This is a genomic window from Psychromonas sp. (assembly GCF_047632955.1).
GTDB lineage: Bacteria > Pseudomonadota > Gammaproteobacteria > Enterobacterales > Psychromonadaceae > Psychromonas.
Genome location: NZ_JBLIED010000039.1, coordinates 1 through 24,379, shown reverse-complemented (window position 1 = coordinate 24,379; position 24,379 = coordinate 1). Strand labels below are relative to the sequence as shown.

The window sequence follows — 24,379 nt, the reverse complement described above, 5'->3', positions numbered from 1 at the left end:
AACATTAATAAAACTTATCAATAAAACCGCAAATAAACATGCGAACAGGCGCAGATCAATCCAGTTTATCCGGCCGGCACGGGTAAAATAACTCAACAATCAGACCATTTTATATGTATGGTTATTGCAGTTCGCCCCCTCTGAGACCAAGTACTAGACGGCAAACTTTCGATATATTCTCTTTTCGTAACCTGAATAAACCTGTGCTTTTTAATCCAGTCTTTTGCATTTTCAAGAAAAGACTGGATTAAAGCGAACTGCTTTATTATTTTACAACCTAAAAATTTCTCATGGAGGGGAATATTAATGAACATAGCTAAAAACCATTCGAAAAAAATATTACAATCTTTACTTATCAGCGGGTTACTGATGGGTAATGCCGTCGCTGGCGATGGCCCAACTGAGGTATACCTTGGCAGTGCGGGCAGTTTTGCCGTATTAAGTCAATCTGGTATTACGGATATTTACCGTTCTGCAATTGTTGGGGATGTTGGTACAAGTCCTATCACCGGTGCTGCGCTGCTGCTTACCTGCGGCGAAGTGACGGGCAATATATACACTGTCGATGCGAATGGTCCTTTACCCTGCTCAACAACTGCATCGGGTCTTCTAAATTCAGCTGTCGGTGATATGGGATTTGCATACAATGACGCTGCCGGGCGAACTACACCGGATTTTATTGAACTTGGTGCGGGTGAAATTGGCGGATTAACCATGGCGCCCGGTCTTTACAAATGGTCTACGGATGTGAGTATTACAACTGATGTCACTCTTTCCGGCGGGCCGTCGGATGTTTGGATCATGCAGGTGTCAGGTAACCTAATTGAAGCGAATGCTGCGCGAGTCACCTTAGCGGGTGGCGCCTTAGCTAAGAACATTTTCTGGCAGGTTGCTGATTCTGTTACGCTTGGAACCAACGCCCATTTTGAAGGTGTTGTTCTGAGTAAAAAGCTGATTGCAGTGAATACCGGTACCTCTGTCAACGGCAGATTGTTAGCCCAGACAGCTGTTACTCTGCAGAAAAATGCAATTACTGAACCGGCTGAGTAAGAGAGTATTATTTAGCTTGCTTTAATATTTAGCTACATAGAGAAGTTCAAAAGGATCACCGATTTAAATCTGTGATCCTTTTTTTGCTCTGCTGAGCCATTGCAGCAGATAAACCCATATCAGCCTTTCTGCGTGATCACTTTCTAATATACGATATTCTTGCTGGCCATTTCCTAAATATTTTTGGCTCTATCATGAAATTTACTGAGTTAGCCGAGGCTGCCGGTATCACTGTTCTTTTACTGTTTATCTTGATGCTCCTGACCCCGTATTTATCTCGCCACTCAAATATCATCCTTTCAAGGCATTGTTGCGGGTTATCTTTATAATTAATTTTATTACCTACTATAATTTCTATGATTGTTAAGTATTTAATAACCGACTGGTTTGCTGGGGAAGCATCCACAGTAAGTTATCTGGGTCTGCTGTAGCATTAAATGGAAAAGCCAATGGATGCAATCGATAGTCATACCATCAAAGCTGAAGCCTGCTTATCCGAATGCGGCCACTATCGTTACTGGTTGAGCCGTGTGTGGGAGGAGAGCAAAGAGATCGGGGCTTTAGTGTGCATTAATCCTTCCAAAGCAACATTACTTATGTACGACCTTACCCTGAGCAACTTTACTAATCTTGCTGTGCAGTGGGGGTAGGGTGAGGTGGGGGATATCGTCAATCTGTTTGCTTATCTGGCAACAGATTCGACTCAGATGAAGTCTCAGAGCGATCCAGAAAGTTCTAAAAACAATCAAACTATTCGCTACATTTCAAGCAAGGTTAAGCATCTGCTTCTTGCCTTAGTAAATGGCCACAAAAGCAGAGCACAAGAGGTATTATCATTATTGAGTGACAAGCTGCTTTATTGTATAAAAAAGAACAAAGGCCGAGGATTCCTGCATGCCAGCAGAATTAAACCGAAAGATTATCTTCGACCCATGCGTATTTAACCTGCAAAGCAGGACCGCAATAAACACTTTGAGTGAAAATTAGCTGTTAAAAGCCGTCATTTATTAGAATAAAATCAGTCAAATAACATGGTTTTTTTAACAATTTATATTTTTATGACGCTACCGCCGGTGGTTATACTTTTTTTTTATTAAAGTAATCATTAATGTTTGATCAGGCACTATCATTTAACAAAGCCAGTCAATGAATTATCTTTATAAATTTTTTTTGAATACCAAAAAATGAGGATTATTATGATATCCAATATTATTGAAGTGATTACCAGCGCGCGCGCACTTGAAAAGTATTCAAACAGAAATCGTTTGTTCAAGGAAGCGGTACCCTACGTTGGCCAAGCTAAACAAAGTGTATCCGAGCCCAATAAAATTTTTTTGCGCCTGAATCCTCTGGCAAGCAATGGCGCTTTACTTGAATTTAAAAGAGAAGATATTGTCATTGCTGAAAACGTAGAAACTGTCGCCGATAAAGAGGGAGAAACATTTCAGATTGTTAAAATATGGGTTCGTATCGGTAGTATAGGTATCAAGCTGGAGCCCTTTTCCGTACAGGATTATTCAGCTGTATTGGGTAAAGGTTTTGATACCATAGCGAATGAAAAATAAAATAGTCCTGGTGATTTTTTTGCTGATTGGTATTCGCTTTTTTATCAGTCACCGTTTCTTTTACAGATTTTGCTAGTATTGCAGATATTGATATCTTGGCTTTCTTTATATCTTAAATCAATTAATTAGAGTTTTTTTGGAAGGCGTTTTCTGGATTTGTAATGTGCTTAAAAGATTGTTAATAAGTAGAAAAAAACAGGTAAATTAAATGCCTAACCTTATTATACAGCCGAGGGGTTATCTTCTTAGAAGGCAAATGACGGCCATTTTCTAAGAAGATAAAGCTTTGCTTAATTAGTTAATCAGTCCGAAAAATCTCGGTAAGAACAGACTAATTTCCGGAATAAAAGTAATCAGTAATAAGGTCGCAATTAATACAGCACAGAATGGCAATATCGCTTTTATAACCCCCTCTATTTTCGCACCACTGACACTACACCCTACAAATAATGCGGTTCCTACTGGCGGTGTTGCAATACCAATACAAAGGTTAAAAATTATCATCATGGCAAAATGAATAGGATGCATACCTAGATGTGTCGCAATCGGCATAAAGATCGGTGTAAATATCAATAACGCGGGCGTTAAGTCCATAAACATACCAACAATCAATAAAATAACGTTCATCATAATAAGTATGATAATTGGGTTGTCTGAGATAGATAACATCCAGTCACTGATCAAAGTAGGTAATCCGGTAAAAGCCATTGCCCATGACATAATGGTTGAAGCACCAATAAGGAATAGCATAATACCGGTGATCACTGTGCTTTCGACAGAGATAACTCTTAAATCACGTAATGATAATGAACGATAAGCGAGTGACAAAAAGAAGGAATAAAGAACCGCAATACATGCACCTTCCGTTGCAGTAAATACACCACCAATAATACCACCAATAACGACAACAATTAGCCCCAGGCTAGGTGCTGCTTGCCAAATGATCTTGATGACTTCTTTAAGTGTTTTTCTTTCTAATGCCGCTTTTCCATAACCTTTCTTTTTCGCGATAAAGTGCGCAACAACCATACAGCTTAATCCCATCAGAATACCCGGAACGTAACCCGCGATAAACAAAGCCGCAATCGATGTGCCACCACTAACAACGGAAAATACAATCAATGAATTACTTGGTGGAATTAATAAACCAGCGGGACAAGAGGCCGCGTTAACCGCTGTTGAAAAATTTATATCATAGCCTTCTTCTTTTATTTGTGGGCCAAGTGTTTTACCAACAGCCGCGGCAGCAGCAACAGCAGAGCCGGAAACCGCACCAAACATCATATTAGATAAAATATTTACTTGCGCTAATGAGCCTGGTAGGCGGCCAACAATTAATTTTGCGAAATTAACGAGACGTGTGGCAATACCACCGTGATTCATTATATTGCCTGCTAAAATGAAAAATGGGATAGCGAGTAAACTAAAGCTGTCAATCCCAGTAACCATTTTTTGAGCCGCTGTTGTAGCAGCAACATCAAATGGCATAATTGTAAACATAATCACCAGCGATGACATTGCGATTGCTATCGCGATAGGGATGCTTAATGCAATCATTCCTATAAATAGGCACAATAGCCAGAAGCCAACAGAGATATCCATACTTATATTCCTTTAAATTTTTTAGGGATTTATTCTTCGAAAAATGAATCTAATACGTTGAGTATTATATAAATAGTAATGATCACCGCTGATATAGGTAATATATAATAGACGTAACCCATTGGTATTTGTAATGCAGGAGTCAATTGGGTCATTGCGCGCCCTGCTAATGTGAGTCCACCTCTAAACATTGCTAAAATAACAAAAGTTAAAATAACCATGTTAATAAAAATTTGCAGAACATGATTTATTTTGGGGGGAATGCTGTGCGCCAATAACGTTATTGCTAGATGCGCTTTTATACCAAAAAGATAACTTGCACCTAATAAACCTAACCAAACCATAGTGTATCGAGATAACTCATCGGTCCACGAACTCGGGTCATTTAAAACGTAGCGACTGAAAACTTGCCAAGTTACGGTTATAACTAACAGTACCAATGCAGCCCCGCATAGTGTAAGAATTGTATTGTCTAAATTAGCTCTTAGACTTTTTAAACGTACGTACATAAAATTCCTTAATAACAATCAGAAAATGTTTGCGCCAACGCTGGTCAGAGCAAACATTGTATTACTGGATTTATTACATAGCCTGTATTTTTTCTACGTAGTAACTTAGTTTTGGATCTTTTTTCGCGGCATCTAGCATGGGTTTAACTTTTTCTTGAAATTTAGCTTTATCAACTTCAACCAGTGTCACGCCTAATGTTTTAGCTTTTTCAAGATTAGCATTCTCAATTTTATCCCAGATTTTTATCTCTTCATCAAGTGCTTCTGCTGCTGCTGCTGTCATTACAGATTTTTCTTTGTCTGTTAATGAAGCCCAAGTTGATTCTGAGATGATAATTAAATCTGGTGCCATGGTATGTTGATCAAGTGAATAGAATTTCGCAACTTCCGTATGACGCATCTCAACGAGGCTAGAAGCGTTATTTTCAGCCGCATCAATAACGCCTTGTTGTAGAGCGGTATAAACTTCAGTAAAAGGTACCGGGGTGGCTTTAGCGCCTAGCAGATTAATCATTTCCATCATAGTGGGGGATTCTGGTACACGTATTTTTAACCCTTCAAGATCTGCAGGTGTTTTAAACGGTTTTTTACCGTAGAAACTTCTTGAGCCTGAATCAAAAAATGTTAGACCAACAAAGCCTTTACCTTTACTTGACTGTAATAACTCCTGTGCAACGTCACTTTTTATAAATTTGCGCATATGTTCAGTGCTGTCAAACAGATAAGGAATTGAGATAACTTTAAAGGTAGGTTCGAATGACTCCGCAAGACCGCCATTGATTTTAGCCATATCAATTGCACCATTAACAACTTGTTCCGCTTGATCTCTTTCAGAGCCTAATTGGGCATTTGGGAAAATTTTAATGGTTAATTCCCCTGCAGATTTTTCTTTTACTTTATCCGCAAAAATAACCATCCCTTTATGAGCTGCATTTTCTAATGACATTGCATGACCGAGAGTTAATTGTTTAGCACTTGCATTAAAACCCACAAGCAGTGATGCGATTAGTAAAGGTAAGTAACGTTTTTTCATGTATTTCCCCATAATTAGTATTGTTTTATAGTCGATTAATAAAAATAATATTGGCTAATAAATGTTCATATTAATATTATACTACAATACAACCATTGGTTATGACCGATGTCACATATTCTTAACAAGCGATTCTAAAATAATTCCATCACCATCGTTTTTAATCTGTTGCCCTGTGTTTTTTATTTTTTTAGCGCAGATTTAACAAAAGATCCAGCAGCAAACGCTCTAGCAGGACGGTTTTATTTTCTCTCGTTGTGCTTATGAGCAGGGCTTTGGAAGAAACAAAATGAAGTTAACGATTGTCATAAAAAATGTCAGTAATCGCTGAGACGCTTTTTCATCGCAGTCACTTTTCTCAGTTAAGTACATGTGAGCTCTTTGCTTTATGGGTTCAGGTAAAAGTAGTATTGCCGGACTAATGATTAGTCAGTTAATTGGAAGGCTGCAGACAGTAAAAGATGATTGTGAAAATAGGAGTAAAAAAGCATGCGCTGTCAATCTTGGATGGTTAAAACACATGCTATTAGAGAGCAGAATTAGGCATTTTGGATAACTCTAACTGATTGGGAAAAAGGATGCATTGATATTTACCAATCATGACTTTTGCTTTCTCTTAAATAAGGACCCCAACATTAATGCCGCGAATATTGCCGTGCGACATGCTGGCAACTAAATTGTTATATTCATGATGAGTTAGTTTAAGCAAGTTTTGATGATCTCCTGACTCAATATAAACAGTGTCACAGGCGAGTAAACTGTCATCAATTAACATCTTCACCTTGTAAGGGATACCCATGGCTAGAATAGCGCGAGGGGAGCAGTCCGGAAACAGCTTCCGTAGTTTATGCTCACTGAGCAACTGCTAATGCTTGCCGGTGAGGTTATTAACGGCAGTTAATGAAAGGCGACTGTTTGCAGGCACGGATGCCATCGGGTAATCACCCTCTTTATTTTGCAGAACAACCGCTTTGGCAACCTCTTCTGCCGGCAGGTGAGCAGAACAGGATGCGTTTAACAGGGTTAAGGCTCTACGGTGTTTAACCGTGTTGTAGTGAATTATTGCATTGTTAAAGTATTCTTTAAGTGTGATTGCAATACCCATAAAGACCTGCTCAATAAAGACTAAAGACACACATGGGATTATAGTCTGCCTGCTCGAAATTGAGGCGCAGCGGGTAATTATTTTGCAACTAATCCATAGGGTAGAGCTGAAAAAATCTTCGGTTGTTTGCTGATGGTCGGCGCCTGATGAGGACCGCGCCAGTCGAGCAACATAATAGCCAGAACATTGCGGTGCTCACTGGAGGATAAGGTTGTATCTCCGGTAGTAGATGGTACTAAACCCTGAGAGTGGTCGATGGCTTGCTCAATCATTTTTTGGGTTTGCAGTACAACAGGATCATTTTCTAAGCCCGCCAGTAAAAAACTGATCCCCACTTCGGCGATCACATCTTCTTTAGTACGGACAAGAATAGTGTCGATGTTGTGACGATAATAATCATATATCCACTGAAAATCTTGCTCCTTAATCGGCAGTTGATAATAGTTGGAAGCGGCAAAAATAATATGTGTCAGCCCGTAAATTTTATTCATAAACTGCTGATCGGAAAGTTTATCGTCATCACTGTCCGGGTAAGTTTTTTTAAATGCGCGAATAAACTTATCAACGACATCCTGCTCGCCTAATTGGCGCAGCCAATAGACTTGATTTGCCAACTGCGCCGCCCAGGCTTGAATCATTTTTTCATTGGTGACATATTTTGTGAAATCATAGCGGCGGATCACTTCGTGCAACTTTTTATCTTCTTTATGTTTTAATCCATACTCATTAGCACGCGCCATAGAGCCTAGTAAACTGACGCCAAGATAAAGATATTCCGGCATCTCTTTGGTTGCTTGATAACGTAATTGAGTGCGTGCACTGTTTTGATCCCGATAGGCTTCAATGCGATGCTGCGCATAGGCTTTAATCTGTTCGGGATTATGCACTTCACTGGCAAAATAATTAAGTCTGCTGGCAACGCGTGCCATATCAGACCATATGGTCATGGCATATTTATTATCAAGCGTTTGCCGGTACATTCTCAGTCCGTAGTGACCTGCGTGATAGGGAGGTAATGTGTATAACTGCCCTTCAAATTTATCGCGGATCATTTGCGCATCTTGCAGAAAGTGAGTTTTCACACTCTTCTGGTGGTTTATTAATAGTTGATCTGCGCTGACCAGATTGGGTTGAAAAGAAAGAAACAGCGAAATAAAAAACAGCTTGACCAGTATTGATGATTTCATTGCATTCCTTATAAATTATTAATATCACTTTGTAAGTGAATAAAAGAGAAAATAGGGAAATATAAAGCTGTTTATTTTGCTCATTAACTTCAAGGAGAGTAGTGGTAAATGTTTTATGACCTAACTATTACACTGCCTATTTTTTGTTTTTTTGCAGGGTTATTTTTTTTAAATCATGTTGTTACCTATAATTAGCCATAAATGGATAAAACTCTAGTCTTTTTAGCGTCTAATATTGCGACCCGTCACTCAGTTTAATAAAGTTGTCATGCAAAAGTGAAATTCATTGAATATCAAAAAAATATAATTTAACGTGTTGTTTCAGCAGTTTTACTCTTCTCCATAATGGGAGCGGAGGATAATTTTTCCTAATCCGTCTGTTATTACGCCTTTAATCAGTGGGTATTGTTAGTGCGAATATTTAGCTTTCTGTTATGTGTTTTTTTTTCAACATCATTACTGGCCGATTGCCCGGAATTTTCATGGCATAAAACCGTCACTTTAAAATACATTAATGACGGTGATACAGTGACCCTGGATAATGGTCAATTAGTTCGTTTTATCGGTATTAATGCGCCCGAGATTGATCATTCAAATAAAAGTCAATCGCAGCCCTTTGCGTTGGCGGCAAAGCGTCTATTAGAAAAACAGATGAAAATAGGAGACAAGTTACATTTAATCTTTGATCAGACAAGGTTTGATAAGTATGGCCGGTTATTAGCCTATGTCTTTTCCCAAACTGGGGGGAATCTAGGCTTGTTACAGTTAAAGTCAGGCCTTGCAAGGCATTGGGTAATAGGACACAACGATCTGTTTTGGCGATGCTTTCAGGACGCAGAGCGGCAGGCGCGTGTAACTAAAAAAGGCCTGTGGGCAGATTTCAGGCCTTTAAAAGCGCAAGGTTTATCACTTAAAGATAAAGGTTACCAATACATTATCGGGGAAATTACAGGGATAAAGCACAGTAACAAAGGCTTACAATTAACTTTAGATGGAAAATTGCAAGTGAATATTAACAGAAAAACCTTAAGCTATTTTAAAACACCGGACACACAATTTGGACTGCATAATAGTATTTTATTAACAGGTAATTTAAAATGGTCGAAGGGTCAGTTACAATTAAGTATTTATCACCCAGCGCAAATTTTACCTTAAATTAATAGCAGCTTTAATGGTTAAGATGCTTAAGATTAAAAGTAAATAAAATGGAATGAATGATTACTTTGGGAGAAAGGGCACTTAACTTAAACCCTGATTTAATTGTTTCACATAAAAGGTAATCATTGTCGCTGTTGTAAAGATCATTGCATATATATTGCTCACAATTATCAACTTTGCAAAAAATAAAAAGAACTAACCTTTAACTTTTTTTGCTATTAAAGAGATGTTTTATTACGCTCTATCACACATATTACTGTTTATTAACTTCTATTTTTCATATGAAGTTACAATCAACAGTGGATTCATAAGTTAATAAGTTGTAAATTATGGCAATTTATTTTTTTCTATCACTATCTTTAAGGGTATCGTATGCCAGTGAAACCTTCTTCTTCTCATTTTGAAGTGAATAAAATTGCAGATCCGTTATTCCTTCATGCTGAGCATATCGCCAAAGATTTCTCATTATTTCCAGATAACTCACTTCCTTCCAACACTGAAGGTTTAGAAGGGTTAATTGATCGAGCGCGAATCAAATCTAATCTTTCCACTATTAATGAGCTTGACGTTGACGCTTATATTGCGCGAACAGTGCAACCGGCCGAAGACAATAAACGACCTGGTACTAAAAAAATAGTTTCCGGTTTTAATGGTAAAATTGTTACAGAGAAGCTCAATGGTGCTTTTTATAGCGCTGAAATGGAACTTGATTTTGGCGGTTATATGCGCCGCATCGGTATTATCGGGCAAGAGCGCAGTTCTAATAACGGCGCGTGGATGCCGGAGCACCACTTGGCCGCAAGTAAGGCCATTCGTAAGTTTGCTGACTTGTCATTACCCATTGTGTTCTTAATTGATACCCCTGGAGCCGATGCAGGCGAAGAAGCCAACAGTCAAAATCAAGCACACAGTATTTCGCAAATGATCACTGAAAGTGCAAATGTTGATGTTCCGACCGTTGGGATTGTTGTTGGTGTTGGTTACTCTGGCGGTGCAATACCGCTGGCCACTGCGAACATTTTACTGTCTGTACGTGATGGTATTTTTAATACTATCCAGCCTAAAGGGTTACAGAGTATTGCCCGTAAGTATAATCTTTCGTGGCAGGAATGTGCCCAATCCGTTGGTGTTTCTCCCGAGGAGTTATACGAGAACGGCTGTATTGATGGGATTGTTGACTACTCTCCGGTGGATCAGGATGAACGTCAACATAACCTGCAAAAAGCCATTGTCTCAAGTATTTTATCTATAGAGGCAACTTCAGTTCATTTCGTTCGCGAATATCCGGATATTTTAGAACATTATAACCGCAGTTTAATGCGTTATTTAGATCCTTCTAATAAATTAGTTGCCGTTGAAAATGCTTCCGATAGCGTTCACTTAATTGCTAAAAATCCAACTGTTCATAACAATGCGTTCGGCACTACATATCGCTATATGCGTTATTTAACCTTACGTTCGCGCATCAAAGCAATCCAGATGAACGAGTATGGACGTCTTTCTAAACTGACTGAACCAGAAGGTGATTTACGCTCTCGTATTGAAGCTGATCGTAAACAAGTTTTTGTTAATTGGCTGGAGAATCCGGACAAAATAATATACGACGATACGCTCAATAAAAATTGGAAAAAATTCATCGCTAAACGTGAAGATATAAGCGTTGAACGTAATATGTTTACCAAATTTATTCTTGGAGAGCCACAGCAAAATTATGATAATGCCAGAAGCGAATTATTAATTAATTTAACTTGGTCTTTATATAACCGTTGGAAAGTCAGTGCAGAAAATAATTTCCGTGCTGTCATTGAATACCTTGAAGACGAAAAAAACTTGCCACTGACAGACACTTGGCCAGAACTTAGCGAGCTGACTGCAATCGATGTGGTTGCGCATAAAGAAACACGTGAATGTTTTATTGTTCATTGCCGCCATATGCTGGTGTTTAATGCACTTTATGACAATACCATGGGTAACCTTGCTTCAATTGCGAAAGAAGCAATGGCAACCAAAGAGTTATCCCGCAATTCAGTTTCATCATTAGTACGCAGCTCGTTAAAAGGAGCGCTAAACAAAGTCAGCGATGATGATTATGAGCAACTAAAATCAACCTTTAACGCATGGTTAAAGTATTTTACGGATCAAAGTGGACGTGGTGACATCCTTGCCAAAGTGGAGGAGTGGAAGAGTGTGGGGTATCCACAGATGAACTCCAGTTTATTCGTTATTTTGACCTATATATTTGAAAAATTATTACCTGAGTATTATAAAAGTCGCGATAGTATCTCTGAATATAGCGGTGCCATTAACCCCGTACGTATAGGACGTCGTAAAGATTTCTGGAATCGTTTAACCATGGGTTATCAGGATTTGCTGATTCAAGCAGTACTGCGCGAAGAGAAAAACAAAAAGAATAATTCCGCTGATGTTATTTTGGGTAAATTCTTTACCAATTTTAAAGAATCAAAAGCCGATTTAATGACCGCCAACTTATTAGAGTTTCCTGGTTTCCGTTTGTCAATTGAAGATGCACTTGATAAAAACATTAAACCTTGTGGTTTAATAACCGGTGTTGGTGAGTTTAAGTTAGAGGGCGGTACAAGCCAAAAAGTAGGTGTTGCTGTTTCAAATCTGGCCTTTCAAGCGGGTGCTTTTGATATGGCAAGTGCAGAAAAATTCTGTGCCTTGTTAGTGGAATGTGCTAAACACCATTTCCCGGTAGTTGCATTTATTAGTTCTGGCGGTATGCAAACCAAAGAAGGTGCCTCTGCATTATTTTCTATGGCAGTGGTCAATGACCGAATCACACGTTTTATTCGTGATAACGATCTGCCCGTTGTGATGTTTGGTTACGGCGACTGTACGGGTGGAGCGCAGGCAAGTTTTGTAACCCATCCTCTAGCGCAAACCTATTACCTGTCAGGTACCAATATGCCCTTTGCAGGACAGATGGTTGTGCCTGCATACTTGCCGTCAACCGCAACTTTATCTAACTACTTATCACGAGTTCCGGGAGCCATGGATGCGTTAGTTATCAATCCATTCTCAGAGGAACTTGATAAGAAATTAAGTGAAATTGATGAAAACATGCCCTTGCCGGTGATCACCGTTGAAGAGACTATACAGCGTGCACTTAATGGTTTTGTACCAGTTTGTGATATCAGTGCAGATGATTTTTCACAGGCAAATCCGCGTGATTTAATGACCCCGGTTAAAAAAGTATTGATTCATGCGCGTGGTTGTACAGCGGTTAAGTTAATTCGTATCGCTCAGAAAAATAATATAAAAGTTGTCCTGGTGGCCTCGGATCCGGATATGACATCTGTTCCTGCAGATATGCTGGGTAAAGGTGACAAACTGGTTTGTCTAGGAGGAAATACTTCCGATGAAAGTTACTTGAATGCCAGTTCAGTGTTAAAAGTTGCCGAATATGAAGAAGTTGATGCGCTGCACCCGGGTATCGGTTTCTTATCTGAAAGCCCGCATTTTGCTGATTTATGTGTTGGTCATAATATCAACTTTGTTGGTCCAAGCATGAACAGCATGCTCACTATGGGTAACAAATCTAACGCGATTAAAACCGCTCAAGATAACGGAGTTCCTGTTGTACCCGGCAGTCATGGTATTTTGACGGGAGCTGAACAAGCCTTTGATATTGCGAATACCATGGGTTATCCGGTATTACTGAAAGCAGTCAACGGCGGTGGTGGTAAAGGTATCCTGGTGATTGAAAAAGCGGAAGATATGTTTGCCGGTTTTAATCAGGTTTCAGCGGAAGCACGTGGCGCATTTGGTAACGGTGATTTATACCTTGAGAAATACATTACTTCATTACGTCATATTGAAGTTCAGCTATTACGCGATAAACATTGTAATACTAAGGTGCTGGGTATTCGCGATTGTTCGGTGCAGCGTAATAACCAAAAAGTAGTTGAAGAGTCAGAATCAACCATGTTGCCAGCTCGTTTAGAAGCCGAAGTATTAAAGCATACAGCGGCGCTTGCCGATGCAGTTGATTACATGGGTGCCGGTACGGTTGAATTTATTTACGACTTGGATCAAGACTCAATTTACTTCATGGAAATGAACACACGTTTACAGGTGGAGCATCCCGTTACGGAGGCAACATCCGGTATTGATATCGTGAAGGCACAGTATGATATTGCATCGGGTAAGAGCATCGCAGAGCTTAAACCAGAGAAAATAGGTTATGCCATTGAAGTTCGTGTGACAGCAGAGAAAGCGGCATTGGACAGTCATGGTGTTATGCAGCTGTTACCGCATCCTGGTAAAGTGGTTGAATATTTTGTGCCTGAGCAGGATGATATTGAAGTCATGTCGATGATTGCTGAGGGTAAAGAGGTCTCACCTTATTACGATAGCTTAGTTGCACAGTTTATCTGTCACGGTAAGGATCGTAATGATACTGTTCGGAAATTACTGAAATTCTTAGATAAAGTGGTCATCAGAGGGATTGCGACCAATATTCCTTTACTGAAACGTATTCTAAAAGATGAAACCTTCTTGAACGGCGTTTACGATACGACTTACCTGCCAAAATTCATGGCTAAGCTTGACCAGCAGGTGATGATTGAGGAGATGGAAGCGTCTGCTTCAACCAGTGGATCGGATCTGTCTATTAAAGTCGACGGCAGTAATGAATTAAAAGTCATAGCGCAAAGTGCCGGTATTTTCTACCGTGCTTCGTCACCTGCAGAGCCTGATTTTGTGTCCGAGGGCGATATTGTTGATGTTGAACAAACCATCGGTTTAATGGAAGCAATGAAAATGTTCTCACCTGTCACACTGGCAAGCTTTAACCGTCAGGATTCGGTGTTATATGATGCGCAGACTAAGTTCCGTGTAGAACGTATTATCAACACTAACGGTCAGCAGGTATCAAGCGGCGATCTGCTTTATATCGTAACACCGTTGTAATATTTACTATTAAGCTCAAAAAGCCAGTCAATTGACTGGCTTTTTTTATGTTTTTTGAAAATGCAGATGGTAGCATTTGCTATAAAATCCAACATTATGGTCATGAAGGTGAAATGGAATGGATATTCCTTTAATTTGTAACGATTCAGCATTAACTCAGAAAGCCAAAATATTACGTCAAAAATGGGGGTTTCTAAGCACCCAAAATGACCATTTTCAATTGCATCTTTTACCCGAATATTTGGCGCTTGAACAAAAAGACGATCCTCAGCAGGGATTAGTATTTGTTGATTTTGTCTCCGGTAGCGTAGCGCATCGCCGTAAATTTGGTGGTGGAAAAGGGCAGGCTATTGCCAAGGCGATAGGTTTAAAACCCGGAGTGCAGGTTGATGTGATTGATGCAACGGCAGGCCTGGGTCGGGATGCTTTTGTGTTAGCTTCACTGGGTTGTAATGTCACCATGATCGAGCGCTCGCCCGTGGCCGCTGCACTGCTTGAAGATGGCCTAGAAAGAGCTTATTTAAATCTGGAAATAGGTGTTTGGATGAAACAGCGAATGAAACTTCATTTTGGTTCGGCGAATGAATATTTGCAAACTCAGCAGACAGATGTTGTTTATCTGGATCCGATGTTTCCGCATAAAAAGAAATCTGCATTAGTAAAAAAAGAGATGCGTGTTTTCCAAGGTGTGGTGGGGGAAGATCTGGACGCTGATAGTTTGCTTGAAGTGGCGTTAAACGCTGCGCGTTATCGAGTGGTTGTTAAGCGCCCGGATTATGCGCCTTTTTTAAATGATAAAAAGCCAACCATGAGCATTAAAACCAAGAAAAACCGTTTTGATGTTTATGTCAAACAGGCGATACCGCAGCATAAAAGCTGATGGTCTGTTTTTATATTGGAGAGCCAAAAAAACCGGGTATCACTGCCCGGTTTTTATGTTAGCTGTTAAGCCCTTAAAGCTCACTCATAAAACTAACTCATAAACTTAAGCATGGCATTATGCCGGTTTACCTATGGGTAAAATATCACCACCATGCTGCTCATTAATTACTTCAGCCATCGCTAAATAAATTGCACTTAATCCGCAGATGATACCTTCAAAACCAGCGATTCTACCAATCAGTTCAGAACCGGTTAAATCTTTCGCGGCTAATAAGAAAAACAGCACCGTTAAACTGGCAAAGACAAACTGTAAAACCTTATTAGCACGTAAGGTGCCAATGTACATAAAGCCCGTGAAGATACCCCACATTATTAGGTACCAGGCCATAAATCCACTCGGGGTTGGATCTGCTAAACCTAATTTTGGTAGAATAAGTAATACCACTAAACTTATCCAGAAAAAACCGTAAGAGATAAAAGCGGTTAATCCAAAGGTATTGCCTTTTTTAAATTCAAATATACCAGCAATAATTTGTGCAAGACCACCGTAACAAAGACCCATTGCAAGAATCATTGCACTGATCGGGAAAAAACCGGCATTATGAATATTAAGTAAAACAGTTGTCATGCCAAATCCCATCAGACCTAACGGACCTGGATTTGCGTAATTAATAGCTTGTGTCATCTTTTCGACCTTTTTTGTGCATGTGAATAATAGATTCGCGAAGATAGCATGAGAAAAAAAATTGTAATAAGGTTAATTATAAAAATAAGCTTTAACTCGTTATTACATTACCAACTTATTGAATGTTTGTTAGTTAAATGTTAATAATAAAAGGTAGTGAAGTTTATGAAACTGGCTTTAAATGAATTTTAAACACTGTTTATGAACAAGCTTTAGGTTAATTTTATTAATTTTCCTTACAATAACTGCTAGTATATGAAAGATATTTTACCCTTATAAAATGAATTTAATTATATGATATTACCGACATTGTCGATTAAAAATCTGCATAAGTCATTTGCAGCTAATGAAGTATTAAAAGGTATCGATTTAGAAGCCTATAAAGGTGATGTTATCTCCATTTTGGGTGCTTCAGGATCGGGTAAAAGTACGTTATTACGCTGTGTTAATCTGCTGGAAACGCCAAGCTCGGGTGAGATTCGAGTGAATGGTGAGTTGATTGAAATGAAACAGGATAAAAAACGGGGTGCGGTGCCTGTTTCAATTAAACAGGTTGAACGTATCCGTTCCCGTTTGGCAATGGTTTTTCAAGGTTTTAATTTATGGTCGCATATGACTGTTTTAGAAAATGTCATTGAAGCTCCTGTGCATGTTTTAGGTGTACCTAAAAAAGAAGCGATTGAAAAAGCGGAAGCTATTTTACAGCGTGTTGGTTTGTATGAACGTAAATATTTTTACCCCGGGCAGCTATCCGGTGGTCAGCAGCAGCGTGTGGCGATTGCACGCGCGCTTGCTGTTGAGCCCGAAGTGATGCTCTTTGATGAGCCAACATCAGCACTTGACCCTGAACTGGTAGGGGAAGTATTAAGTGTTATGCGCGGTCTGGCTGAAGAAGGGCGTACTATGCTGGTGGTAACCCACGAAATGGCTTTTGCCCGTGATGTTTCTAATAAAGTTATTTTTTTACACGAGGGTTTAGTCGAAGAGCAGGGTAAGCCCGAAGATATTTTTTCAAACCCTTCATCGGAACGTTTTAAAAAATTTATTTCATCCGTTTATTAATTTCAAAAACAGTAAACTTTACTTTAATTAAGGATATAACATGAAAAAAATAAGTATATTGATCGCGCTTTTTGCTTTGTCCGTTAATGTTGCTCAAGCCAAACAGTGGAAACAAATTCGAATTGGTGTTGAAGGTGCTTATCCGCCCTTTAGCCAAACAGAAGCCGATGGCAGCGTGACCGGATTTGATATCGATATAGCCAATGCGTTGTGTGCTGAAATGCAAGCAGACTGTACCTTAGTTAAACAAGATTGGGATGGTATTATTCCGGCGTTAATGGCACGTAAATATGATGCGATTATAGCAACAATGGATATTACCGAAGAACGTAAAAAACGGGTTTCCTTTACCAATAAATATCAGCATATTCCGGCCCGATTTGTGGCTTTAAAAGGAGCTGATTATCAAGCGACCCCTGAGTTTATGGCAGGCAAAAAAGTGGGTGTACAGCGTGCAACTTCGATGGATCTTTATATTTCCGATAACTATCCTCAAGCGCAAATCAAACGTTATGGCTCTGCCGATGAAGCATACCTGGATCTTAAAGCGGGTCGTTTAGATTATGTAATGGCTGACTCAGCGGCAATTACCGGTGGATTATTAGAAAAAGAGGGTGGTGATCAATTTGCACTTATTGGCCCTAAACTAAACGATCCTAAATGGTTTGGTGAAGGTGCGGGTATTGCAGTGCGTAAACAGGACAAAGATCTTGTTGAACAATTTAATGCCGCTATTAAAGAGATTCGTGGCAATGGTACTTACCAGAAAATCCAGGATAAATATTTTACCTTTGATGTTTATGGTAGTGAAGAATAAACGCTGATTAAGTGCCAATTTCCCTGGTTTTAAACTTATAGATTCAAACCGAGGGGCTGAAAGGATGGGAAACCATCCTTTTTTATTAAAAAAGAAATCATTATGGTTGAACTACAAAATTACTCGGGAATATTGCTTGAAGGTGCATGGTTAACCGTTCAAGTTGCGCTTTTATCACTGCTGCTGGCTGTTTTTCTTGGACTCTTGGGCGCATTGGCTAAATTGTCGCATTCGGTTTTTTTAAAAGGCATCGCGACCCTGTACACCACTATTATTCGCGGTATTCCAGACCTGATTTTAATGTTGCTGATATTTTTTGGCGGGCAGGTACTGGTTAATAATTTTAGTTACAATTTAAATGAATGGATCAACCGGATGCTGACCGACTATAATCCAAGCCATGAGTGGACGGCATATCTGCCCGACTATATTAATATTAGCCCTTATATAGCGGGAATTATCACCATAGGTTTTATTTTTGGAGCCTATATGGCGGAAACATTTCGCGGTGCTTTTATGGCGGTTGAAAAGGGCCAGTTAGAGGCCGCTACTGCTTACGGTATGAACAAATACAAGCTGTTTGTGCGGGTGATGTTCCCGCAGATGATGCGTCACGCGCTGCCGGGGATAGGAAATAATTGGTTAGTTTTACTAAAAACAACGGCGCTGGTTTCAGTTATCGGTTTACAAGATATGGTTAAAATTGCAGGAGATGCGGGTGGTTCGACGCAACAACCTTTTACTTTTTATATCGCCATTGCGCTGGTTTTTCTTTTTTTTACTTCTGTTTCCAGTCTGCTTTTTAGTTGGGCTGAACGTAAATATACAATTAAAACGAGGTAGAAATGGATTTTTCAATATTTGTTAACGAATACCAGTTTTACCTCGACGGTTTGTGGACCACTATTTGGTTAGTAACACTGTCATTGCTACTGGGGTTATTTATTGCGGTGCCGGTCGGGATCATGCGCAGCAGTGAAAACTGGTTGATTAAAGCCCCTGCCTGGTCTTTTATGTACTTTTTCCGGGGAACACCTCTGTTAGTACAGCTGTTTCTTATTTATTACGGTGCGGCGCAGTTCGACTTGATCCATGAAACCTGGTTATGGCACTATTTCCAGGAAGCGTGGTTTTGCGCGCTATTGGCTTTTACACTGAATACGGGCGCTTATACTGCTGAGATAATAAGGGGCGTTATTTCTACTATGCCAAAAACTGAGTTAGAAGCCGCTAAAGCCTACGGCATGAGTGAAAGTCAAATATTACGCCGTATAACCCTGCCAAATTCAATACGTCGCGCCCTGCCGGCTTATAGTAACGAAATAATCTTTATGATTCATGGTAGTGCTATTGCCGGAATCGTCACTATTGTAGATATTACGGGTGCAGCACGGGTGGTCAATGCGCGTTATTATGCCCCTTTTGAAGCTTATCTCGGAGCGGCTATGTTGTATATGTGCCTGACATTCTCGGTTATTTTTGCTTTTAAGAAATGGGAAAACCGTTACTCAAATCGTTAAGTTTTATTTACCCTACAGTCAAAAATAGAGGTGAAAACGCAAGTTATCCGCGTTTTACCTCTCGATAAGCTGCTGTTTAATAACCCTCCTGATGTCTCTACCTGCCCGATTAATTTTTGCTTAACTGCCTTTCACCTCTATAATTTATAAGCTGTTGCTATTATTGGCATAAATAAAAGTAGTAATATAACAATAGCTGTTTAATATGCTGATTTTTAGCCTCTGACAGGTCTGAATACACGGAGTTAAGCAATGAAAGATGCCGGATTGATTTACGGATATTACCTAAATGACGATCATCAAATAAAGCCTATTGATAACCTTGATAGGCTCGATCCTAATGAAAATTACTGGCTGCATTTTGATTACACTTTTGCAGAAACGCAGCGCTGGATTGAAAATCACAGTGAGTTGAACCCCGTTGTAATAGCTGCGCTGTTAAATGAAGAAACACGGCCACGTGCAACTTTTATTGATAATGGCTTTCTTATTTCCTTACGCGGGGTCAATTTATCACCCGACAGTGATCCCGAAGATATGGTCTCTATCCGTATCTGGATAGATCAGCATCGGATTATCAGTACCAGACGACGTACTTTGCTTTCAGCAAAAGAAATAGCCCTCGATATTGAGTCCGGAAACGGTCCGACCTCTGCCTGTGAGTTGCTCACTCAATTAAGTTCAGAATTAATTTCACGAATGAGTAATACCATTAATGATATTGAGGAAAAGTTAGCCAATATAGAAGAAAAAATTCTCGATAAAAATGTTTATATATTAAGAAATGACATAGTCGATTTAAGAAGACAGATTATTGCATTACGCCGTTATCTCGCGCCTCAACGAGAAGCCATGATGCAGCTGCAAAATGAAAAACACGCATTTTTCAGCAATGAACAACGTTTTGAATTGCGTGAAGCGCTGGATAATTTAATGCGTTATATTGAAGATCTCGATTCCATTCGCGACCGAGCAATAGTCGTGCAGGAGGAAATTGCCAATAAACTCAATGAGCAGTTAAACAGTCGAATGTATGTTTTATCTATTATTACCGCCATTTTTCTTCCTTTAGGTTTTTTGACCGGATTACTGGGTGTCAATGTTGGCGGCATACCCGGCTCTGATAACTCCAACGCCTTTGCATTATTTATCGCTTTTTTATTGCTAATAATTATTGCCCAGGTGGTTATTTTAAAAAGAAATAAATGGTATTAAAAATTATATTTATCAATATATTATGGAAAAATAATGCAATTAGATGATGTTCTGAAAATATTAAACTACCCGACTATCACTCTCGTTGGTCAGAAAATTACTGTTGGCCAATGGCTGGTTATCCCCCTGGTCTTGTTTGTCGGATATTTGCTGACTAAATGGTTCACCAATGTTTTATCAAAGCGCATGCTTGCCAAAAATATGGATCCTAATCAGATTCATCTGATCAGAAGAATCATCTATGTTTTAGCTATCTCCATTTTACTGATCACTGTCTTGGATTTAATCAACGTCCCTATTGCCGCTTTTGCTTTTCTTTCGGGCGCGATTGCAATCGGCTTTGGTTTTGGTGCTCAAAATATTATTAACAATTTCATCAGCGGCTGGATTTTAATGTGGGAAAGACCGATTCGGATTGGAGATTATTTAGAAGTTGATAATGCTAAAGGGGTGGTTGAAGAAATTAATACCCGGTCAACAAGAATTCGCCGAGTTGATGGCGTACACCTGCTGATTCCTAACAGTAAATTACTCGAGAATACTGTGGTAAACCGTACCCTTGTTGACCATATTATGCGCACCTCCGTGGTTGTTGGGGTTGCCTATGGCTCTCCTGCCAAAAAGGTTGCGACGTTAATTATGCGCGCGGCTAAAGAGCAATCTATTATATTAAAAAATCCGCCACCCGTGGTTACTTTTGAAGATTTTGGTGACAACTCACTGCTCTTTGAGGTCAACTTCTGGATAAACGCAATAGTAGATGGCAGTTTACGCGCGGTCAGAAGTGACGTGCGTTTTCGTCTTGATGAACTTTTTGCAGAACACAATATTGTGGTTGCTTTCCCGCAGCGTGACCTGCATATAGACGGCAGCTTAACGCTGCTTAAAAATCCATTAAAAGTCGCCGATGAACTATAATAAAGATCAACAACAGCATGCTGCGCCATTGTGCTGCTGTTGGCTGAAGTCATAAAAAGTATTATAAACAAGCGATAATATGACAATGTAATTAACAATAAATACTCTCTTTGTTGTTAATCTCAAATTTTAGAAACAGTCGAAAAAAACGGGTTGTGGATCTTAATTAACTCTATCTTTTATATCAACCTGCAAAGAATATCCTCCTTATCTAAGCGACTGTCTGAACAAAGTTTTTTATCAAACACAGCAAAATAATGATATTGCTATTGAACTGTTTTCACCTAAACTCGCGGAAATTTAAAGAGGGGGCTGCCCTTTATAAATATGAGATTAACGGATTTAGGTTGAAGCTAATTTAAAAGGAAAGGTTATGAAAATTGTTATTTTATCAAGAAACAAAAATCTTTATTCGACAAAAAGATTAAAAGAGGAGGGTGAAGCCCGTGGCCATCAGGTTGATATTATTGATACGCTTCATTGTTACATGGATATAACCAGCAGCCGCCCGACCGTTCGCTATAAGGGTGAAGAATTGCCTGTGTATGATGCGCTTATTCCCAGGATTGGTGCTTCTGTTACTTTTTACGGAACAGCTGTTGCCCGCCAGTTTGAAGTGATGGGGACTTTTAATATCAATGAGTCGGTTGCTATTAGTCGTTCAAGAGATAAATTACGTTCAATGCAATTATTATCACGCAAAGGTATCGGTATGCCAAGAACCGGCTTTGCCAGTAAACCTGATAATATTAAAGACTTGATTAAAAATGTCGGCGGCGCACCTGTGGTGATTAAATTACTGGAAGGTACGCAGGGAATTGGCGTGGTACTGGCTGAGACCTCTAAAACAGCCGAAAGTATTATCGAAGCTTTTATGGGGATCAAAGCAAACATTCTCGTACAAGAGTTTATCAAAGAGGCCGGCGGTGCCGATATTCGCTGTTTAGTGATTGGTGGTAAAGTTGTTGCTGCAATGAAAAGACAGGGTGCCGAAGGCGAATTCCGTTCTAACCTGCACCGCGGTGGTTCTGCTGTGGTGGTGAAATTAACCAAAATAGAACGTGAAACCGCGATTAATGCTGCGAAAATAATGGGCTTAAATTTTTGCGGTGTGGACCTGTTACGCTCGGAAAGTGGACCTAAGGTGATGGAAGTAAATTCTTCTCCCGGTTTAGAAGGCATAGAGGCTGCTACCGGTAAAAACATCGCCGCTATGGTGTTCGAATTTCTCGAAAAAAACATGAAAACAGACCATGCGAATAAAACCCGTGGACGTGGCTGATTAAGGATTGATCATGACGGCACTACGCATTGGCAATTTTGATATTTTGCCTGGTACAGATCAAAAAATAGAGCTTCCTGTCGCTAAGTTATACACAGATACGAATGTTTCCCTGCCCGTCCATATCATACGGGCCAAGAAACCCGGTCCGACCATCTTTATCAGCGCGGCCGTACATGGTGATGAACTTAATGGCATTGAGATCATTCGCCGTTTACTGAAGTTAAAAAGCTTTAAGCTGACCTGCGGGACTTTGATTGCAGTGCCTATGGTGAATGTTTACGGTGTGGTCAACCTAAGCCGTTATATGCCCGATCGCCGTGACTTAAACCGCAGTTTCCCGGGTTCGTCAAAGGGCTCTTTGGCTGGGCGAGTCGCGCACATATTCCTTACTCAGATAGTAAAGCATTGTGATTACGGTATAGATTTACATACGGGGGCAATTCATCGCTCGAATTTACCCCAAATAAGAGCGGATTTATCTGATCCTGAGACTAAAGAACTGGCGCTTATGTTTAATGCGCCCGTTGTCCTAAATTCAAATCTGGTCGATGGTTCCTTAAGAGAAGCCGCGGTTGAAAATAATACTAAAGTATTACTTTATGAAGCAGGAGAAGCATTACGCTTTGATGAATTTTCAATCAGGTTAGGTGTTAAGGGTATTTTAAATGTATTAGCGCATTTAAAGATGGTTAAAAAACAACTTTCAAAACGCAAAAAAATTAATCCCTTTATCGCCAACAGCAGCAGTTGGTTACGTGCTAATGCAAGCGGTATCGTTAATCACGAACGTCAATTAGGTGACCAGGTTAAAAAAGGAGATCTTTTAGCTGAAATTGGCTCTCCCTATGGAGAGATTATTAATATTGTAGAAGCGAACCGCGCCGGCATTATTATAGGAAAACAAAATATTCCCTTAGTGCAGGAGGGAGAGGCGATGTATCACATTGCTTACTTCACTGAGGATGATGCTTTGATAGCAGGACAAATTGAAAATGTGCAGGGGCAGGTGGAAGCCGACGGACAAACCATATTTAAACAGTAAATATAGGCAATATTATGACAGAAAATAAGAGAATAATTATTGGCCGACTTGAATCTATTTCGCTGCCTGATTTAGCGATTGATGACTTACCGGTTAGAATCGATACTGGTGCTCAAACCTCATCATTACATGTTGATAATATTAAGAAGTTTTATAAAAATGGGAAACCCTGTGTAAAATTTGATATCCATCCCGATATTCATAATGTTGAAAGTATTATTCCCTGTAGCGCATTGATCTACGATATCAGAAGAATAAAATCTTCAAATGGCAGCACCGAGCAACGTTATGTTATTAAAACACCGATGATTCTTGGAGATAACAGCTGGCCCATTGAAATTACATTAACTGATCGTTCAGATATGAGTTATTTAATGCTGCTGGGAAGGGAAGCGATGAAAAAACGCATACTGGTTGACCCGTCCAGTGTTTTTTTAGCCTCTAGCAATACAAAAAACAGCGTAAAATAAGCCCTTAGTGCTTGGTTTTAGGAAAAATCAGTGAGTGTAAAAAAGGTTAACCGCGAAAGCAGGTTAACCTTTTTTATGTGCTTTTTTAAACGCTTCTTTAATGCGATAAAATTTGATCTAAAAAGAGTTTTAAACGATCCGACTGCGGATTATCAAAAAACTCGTGAGGTTCATTCTCTTCAATAACCTGTCCCGCATCCATAAAGATCACTCGGTCTGCCACTTTTTTAGCAAAGCCCATTTCATGGGTCACACAGATCATGGTGATCCCTTCATCGGCCAGTTCAACCATCACATCAAGCACTTCCGAGACCATTTCGGGATCCAGTGCCGAAGTGG

Annotated in this window: 21 protein-coding genes and 2 pseudogenes; 15 read left to right on the top strand and 8 right to left on the bottom strand. The window is 39.6% G+C overall.

All coding sequences use genetic code 11. The features are described 5' to 3' along the window. The first annotated feature begins 306 nt into the window (after positions 1–306). The 3 genes and pseudogenes from ACJAZP_RS16620 (at position 307) to ACJAZP_RS16610 (ending at position 2,615) form a co-directional block, all read left to right on the top strand. The gene (locus ACJAZP_RS16620; RefSeq protein WP_415231862.1) at positions 307–1,050 is read left to right on the top strand and encodes an ice-binding family protein; all 744 of its coding nucleotides are present in this window, start codon (positions 307–309) and stop codon (positions 1,048–1,050) included. Between the two features lie 437 nt (positions 1,051–1,487). After that, positions 1,488–1,994, top strand: a pseudogene (locus ACJAZP_RS16615) (DUF1643 domain-containing protein). A gap of 252 nt (positions 1,995–2,246) precedes the next feature. Then, the gene (locus ACJAZP_RS16610; protein ID WP_415231861.1) at positions 2,247–2,615 is read left to right on the top strand and encodes a hypothetical protein; all 369 of its coding nucleotides are present in this window, start codon (positions 2,247–2,249) and stop codon (positions 2,613–2,615) included. Positions 2,616–2,909: 294 nt separating this feature from the next. On the opposite strand, the gene ACJAZP_RS16605 is transcribed toward ACJAZP_RS16610, so the two are convergent. The 6 genes from ACJAZP_RS16605 to ACJAZP_RS16580 all read right to left on the bottom strand — a co-directional run bounded on the left by ACJAZP_RS16605 (position 2,910) and on the right by ACJAZP_RS16580 (position 8,051). Further along, complete coding sequence (locus ACJAZP_RS16605; RefSeq protein ID WP_415231860.1) at positions 2,910–4,217, bottom strand: TRAP transporter large permease; 1,308 nt, start codon at positions 4,215–4,217, stop codon at positions 2,910–2,912. Positions 4,218–4,246: 29 nt separating this feature from the next. Next, a complete protein-coding gene (locus tag ACJAZP_RS16600) occupies positions 4,247–4,726 on the bottom strand; it encodes a TRAP transporter small permease (protein WP_415231859.1) in 480 nt (159 codons plus the stop codon). A gap of 73 nt (positions 4,727–4,799) precedes the next feature. Beyond that, positions 4,800–5,759: a TRAP transporter substrate-binding protein gene (locus ACJAZP_RS16595; RefSeq protein ID WP_415231858.1), complete on the bottom strand. Its 960-nt coding sequence runs from the start codon at positions 5,757–5,759 to the stop codon at positions 4,800–4,802. Between the two features lie 616 nt (positions 5,760–6,375). Continuing rightward, positions 6,376–6,534, bottom strand: a complete 159-nt coding sequence (locus tag ACJAZP_RS16590) for a hypothetical protein (RefSeq protein ID WP_415231857.1) — start codon at positions 6,532–6,534, stop codon at positions 6,376–6,378. A 90-nt stretch (positions 6,535–6,624) separates the two neighbouring features. Further along, positions 6,625–6,864: a YbaK/EbsC family protein gene (locus ACJAZP_RS16585; RefSeq protein ID WP_415231856.1), complete on the bottom strand. Its 240-nt coding sequence runs from the start codon at positions 6,862–6,864 to the stop codon at positions 6,625–6,627. A 77-nt stretch (positions 6,865–6,941) separates the two neighbouring features. Next, positions 6,942–8,051: a DUF3541 domain-containing protein gene (locus tag ACJAZP_RS16580; protein ID WP_415231855.1), complete on the bottom strand. Its 1,110-nt coding sequence runs from the start codon at positions 8,049–8,051 to the stop codon at positions 6,942–6,944. 411 nt (positions 8,052–8,462) lie between these two features. Here ACJAZP_RS16580 and ACJAZP_RS16575 point away from each other — a divergent pair, with 411 nt between their 5' ends. The 3 genes from ACJAZP_RS16575 (at position 8,463) to ACJAZP_RS16565 (ending at position 15,024) form a co-directional block, all read left to right on the top strand. Continuing rightward, entirely contained in the window at positions 8,463–9,206 is a 744-nt protein-coding gene (locus ACJAZP_RS16575) for a thermonuclease family protein (RefSeq protein WP_415231854.1), read from the top strand. 375 nt (positions 9,207–9,581) lie between these two features. Beyond that, a complete protein-coding gene (locus ACJAZP_RS16570) occupies positions 9,582–14,144 on the top strand; it encodes a biotin carboxylase N-terminal domain-containing protein (RefSeq protein WP_415231853.1) in 4,563 nt (1,520 codons plus the stop codon). Positions 14,145–14,262: 118 nt separating this feature from the next. Next, positions 14,263–15,024 (top strand): class I SAM-dependent methyltransferase, encoded by a 762-nt coding sequence (locus ACJAZP_RS16565; protein WP_415231852.1) that lies wholly within the window; start codon positions 14,263–14,265, stop codon positions 15,022–15,024. A 117-nt stretch (positions 15,025–15,141) separates the two neighbouring features. On the opposite strand, the gene ACJAZP_RS16560 is transcribed toward ACJAZP_RS16565, so the two are convergent. Then, entirely contained in the window at positions 15,142–15,711 is a 570-nt protein-coding gene (locus ACJAZP_RS16560; protein WP_415231851.1) for an acetate uptake transporter, read from the bottom strand. Between the two features lie 294 nt (positions 15,712–16,005). Here ACJAZP_RS16560 and ACJAZP_RS16555 point away from each other — a divergent pair, with 294 nt between their 5' ends. The 9 genes from ACJAZP_RS16555 to ACJAZP_RS16515 all read left to right on the top strand — a co-directional run bounded on the left by ACJAZP_RS16555 (position 16,006) and on the right by ACJAZP_RS16515 (position 24,040). Continuing rightward, a complete protein-coding gene (locus ACJAZP_RS16555; RefSeq protein WP_415231850.1) occupies positions 16,006–16,773 on the top strand; it encodes an ABC transporter ATP-binding protein in 768 nt (255 codons plus the stop codon). 40 nt (positions 16,774–16,813) lie between these two features. Then, the gene (locus tag ACJAZP_RS16550; RefSeq protein ID WP_415231849.1) at positions 16,814–17,590 is read left to right on the top strand and encodes an ABC transporter substrate-binding protein; all 777 of its coding nucleotides are present in this window, start codon (positions 16,814–16,816) and stop codon (positions 17,588–17,590) included. A gap of 102 nt (positions 17,591–17,692) precedes the next feature. Beyond that, complete coding sequence (locus tag ACJAZP_RS16545) at positions 17,693–18,433, top strand: ABC transporter permease (RefSeq protein WP_415231848.1); 741 nt, start codon at positions 17,693–17,695, stop codon at positions 18,431–18,433. Positions 18,434–18,435: 2 nt separating this feature from the next. Further along, positions 18,436–19,110, top strand: a complete 675-nt coding sequence (locus ACJAZP_RS16540) for an ABC transporter permease (protein WP_415231847.1) — start codon at positions 18,436–18,438, stop codon at positions 19,108–19,110. A gap of 252 nt (positions 19,111–19,362) precedes the next feature. Further along, positions 19,363–20,325, top strand: coding sequence for a zinc transporter ZntB (locus ACJAZP_RS16535; protein WP_415231846.1), 963 nt, complete (start codon positions 19,363–19,365; stop codon positions 20,323–20,325). Between the two features lie 33 nt (positions 20,326–20,358). After that, a complete protein-coding gene (locus tag ACJAZP_RS16530; protein WP_415231845.1) occupies positions 20,359–21,243 on the top strand; it encodes a mechanosensitive ion channel family protein in 885 nt (294 codons plus the stop codon). A gap of 373 nt (positions 21,244–21,616) precedes the next feature. Continuing rightward, positions 21,617–22,525, top strand: coding sequence for a 30S ribosomal protein S6--L-glutamate ligase (gene rimK, locus ACJAZP_RS16525; RefSeq protein WP_415231844.1), 909 nt, complete (start codon positions 21,617–21,619; stop codon positions 22,523–22,525). Positions 22,526–22,538: 13 nt separating this feature from the next. Next, on the top strand, positions 22,539–23,570 hold the full coding sequence (locus ACJAZP_RS16520) for a succinylglutamate desuccinylase/aspartoacylase family protein (RefSeq protein WP_415231843.1): 1,032 nt from the start codon (positions 22,539–22,541) through the stop codon (positions 23,568–23,570). Between the two features lie 14 nt (positions 23,571–23,584). Continuing rightward, the gene (locus ACJAZP_RS16515) at positions 23,585–24,040 is read left to right on the top strand and encodes an ATP-dependent zinc protease (RefSeq protein WP_415231842.1); all 456 of its coding nucleotides are present in this window, start codon (positions 23,585–23,587) and stop codon (positions 24,038–24,040) included. Positions 24,041–24,137: 97 nt separating this feature from the next. On the opposite strand, the pseudogene ACJAZP_RS16510 reads toward ACJAZP_RS16515, so the two are convergent. Further along, positions 24,138–24,379 (bottom strand): annotated as a pseudogene (locus ACJAZP_RS16510) (amino acid ABC transporter ATP-binding protein); the annotation flags it as partial.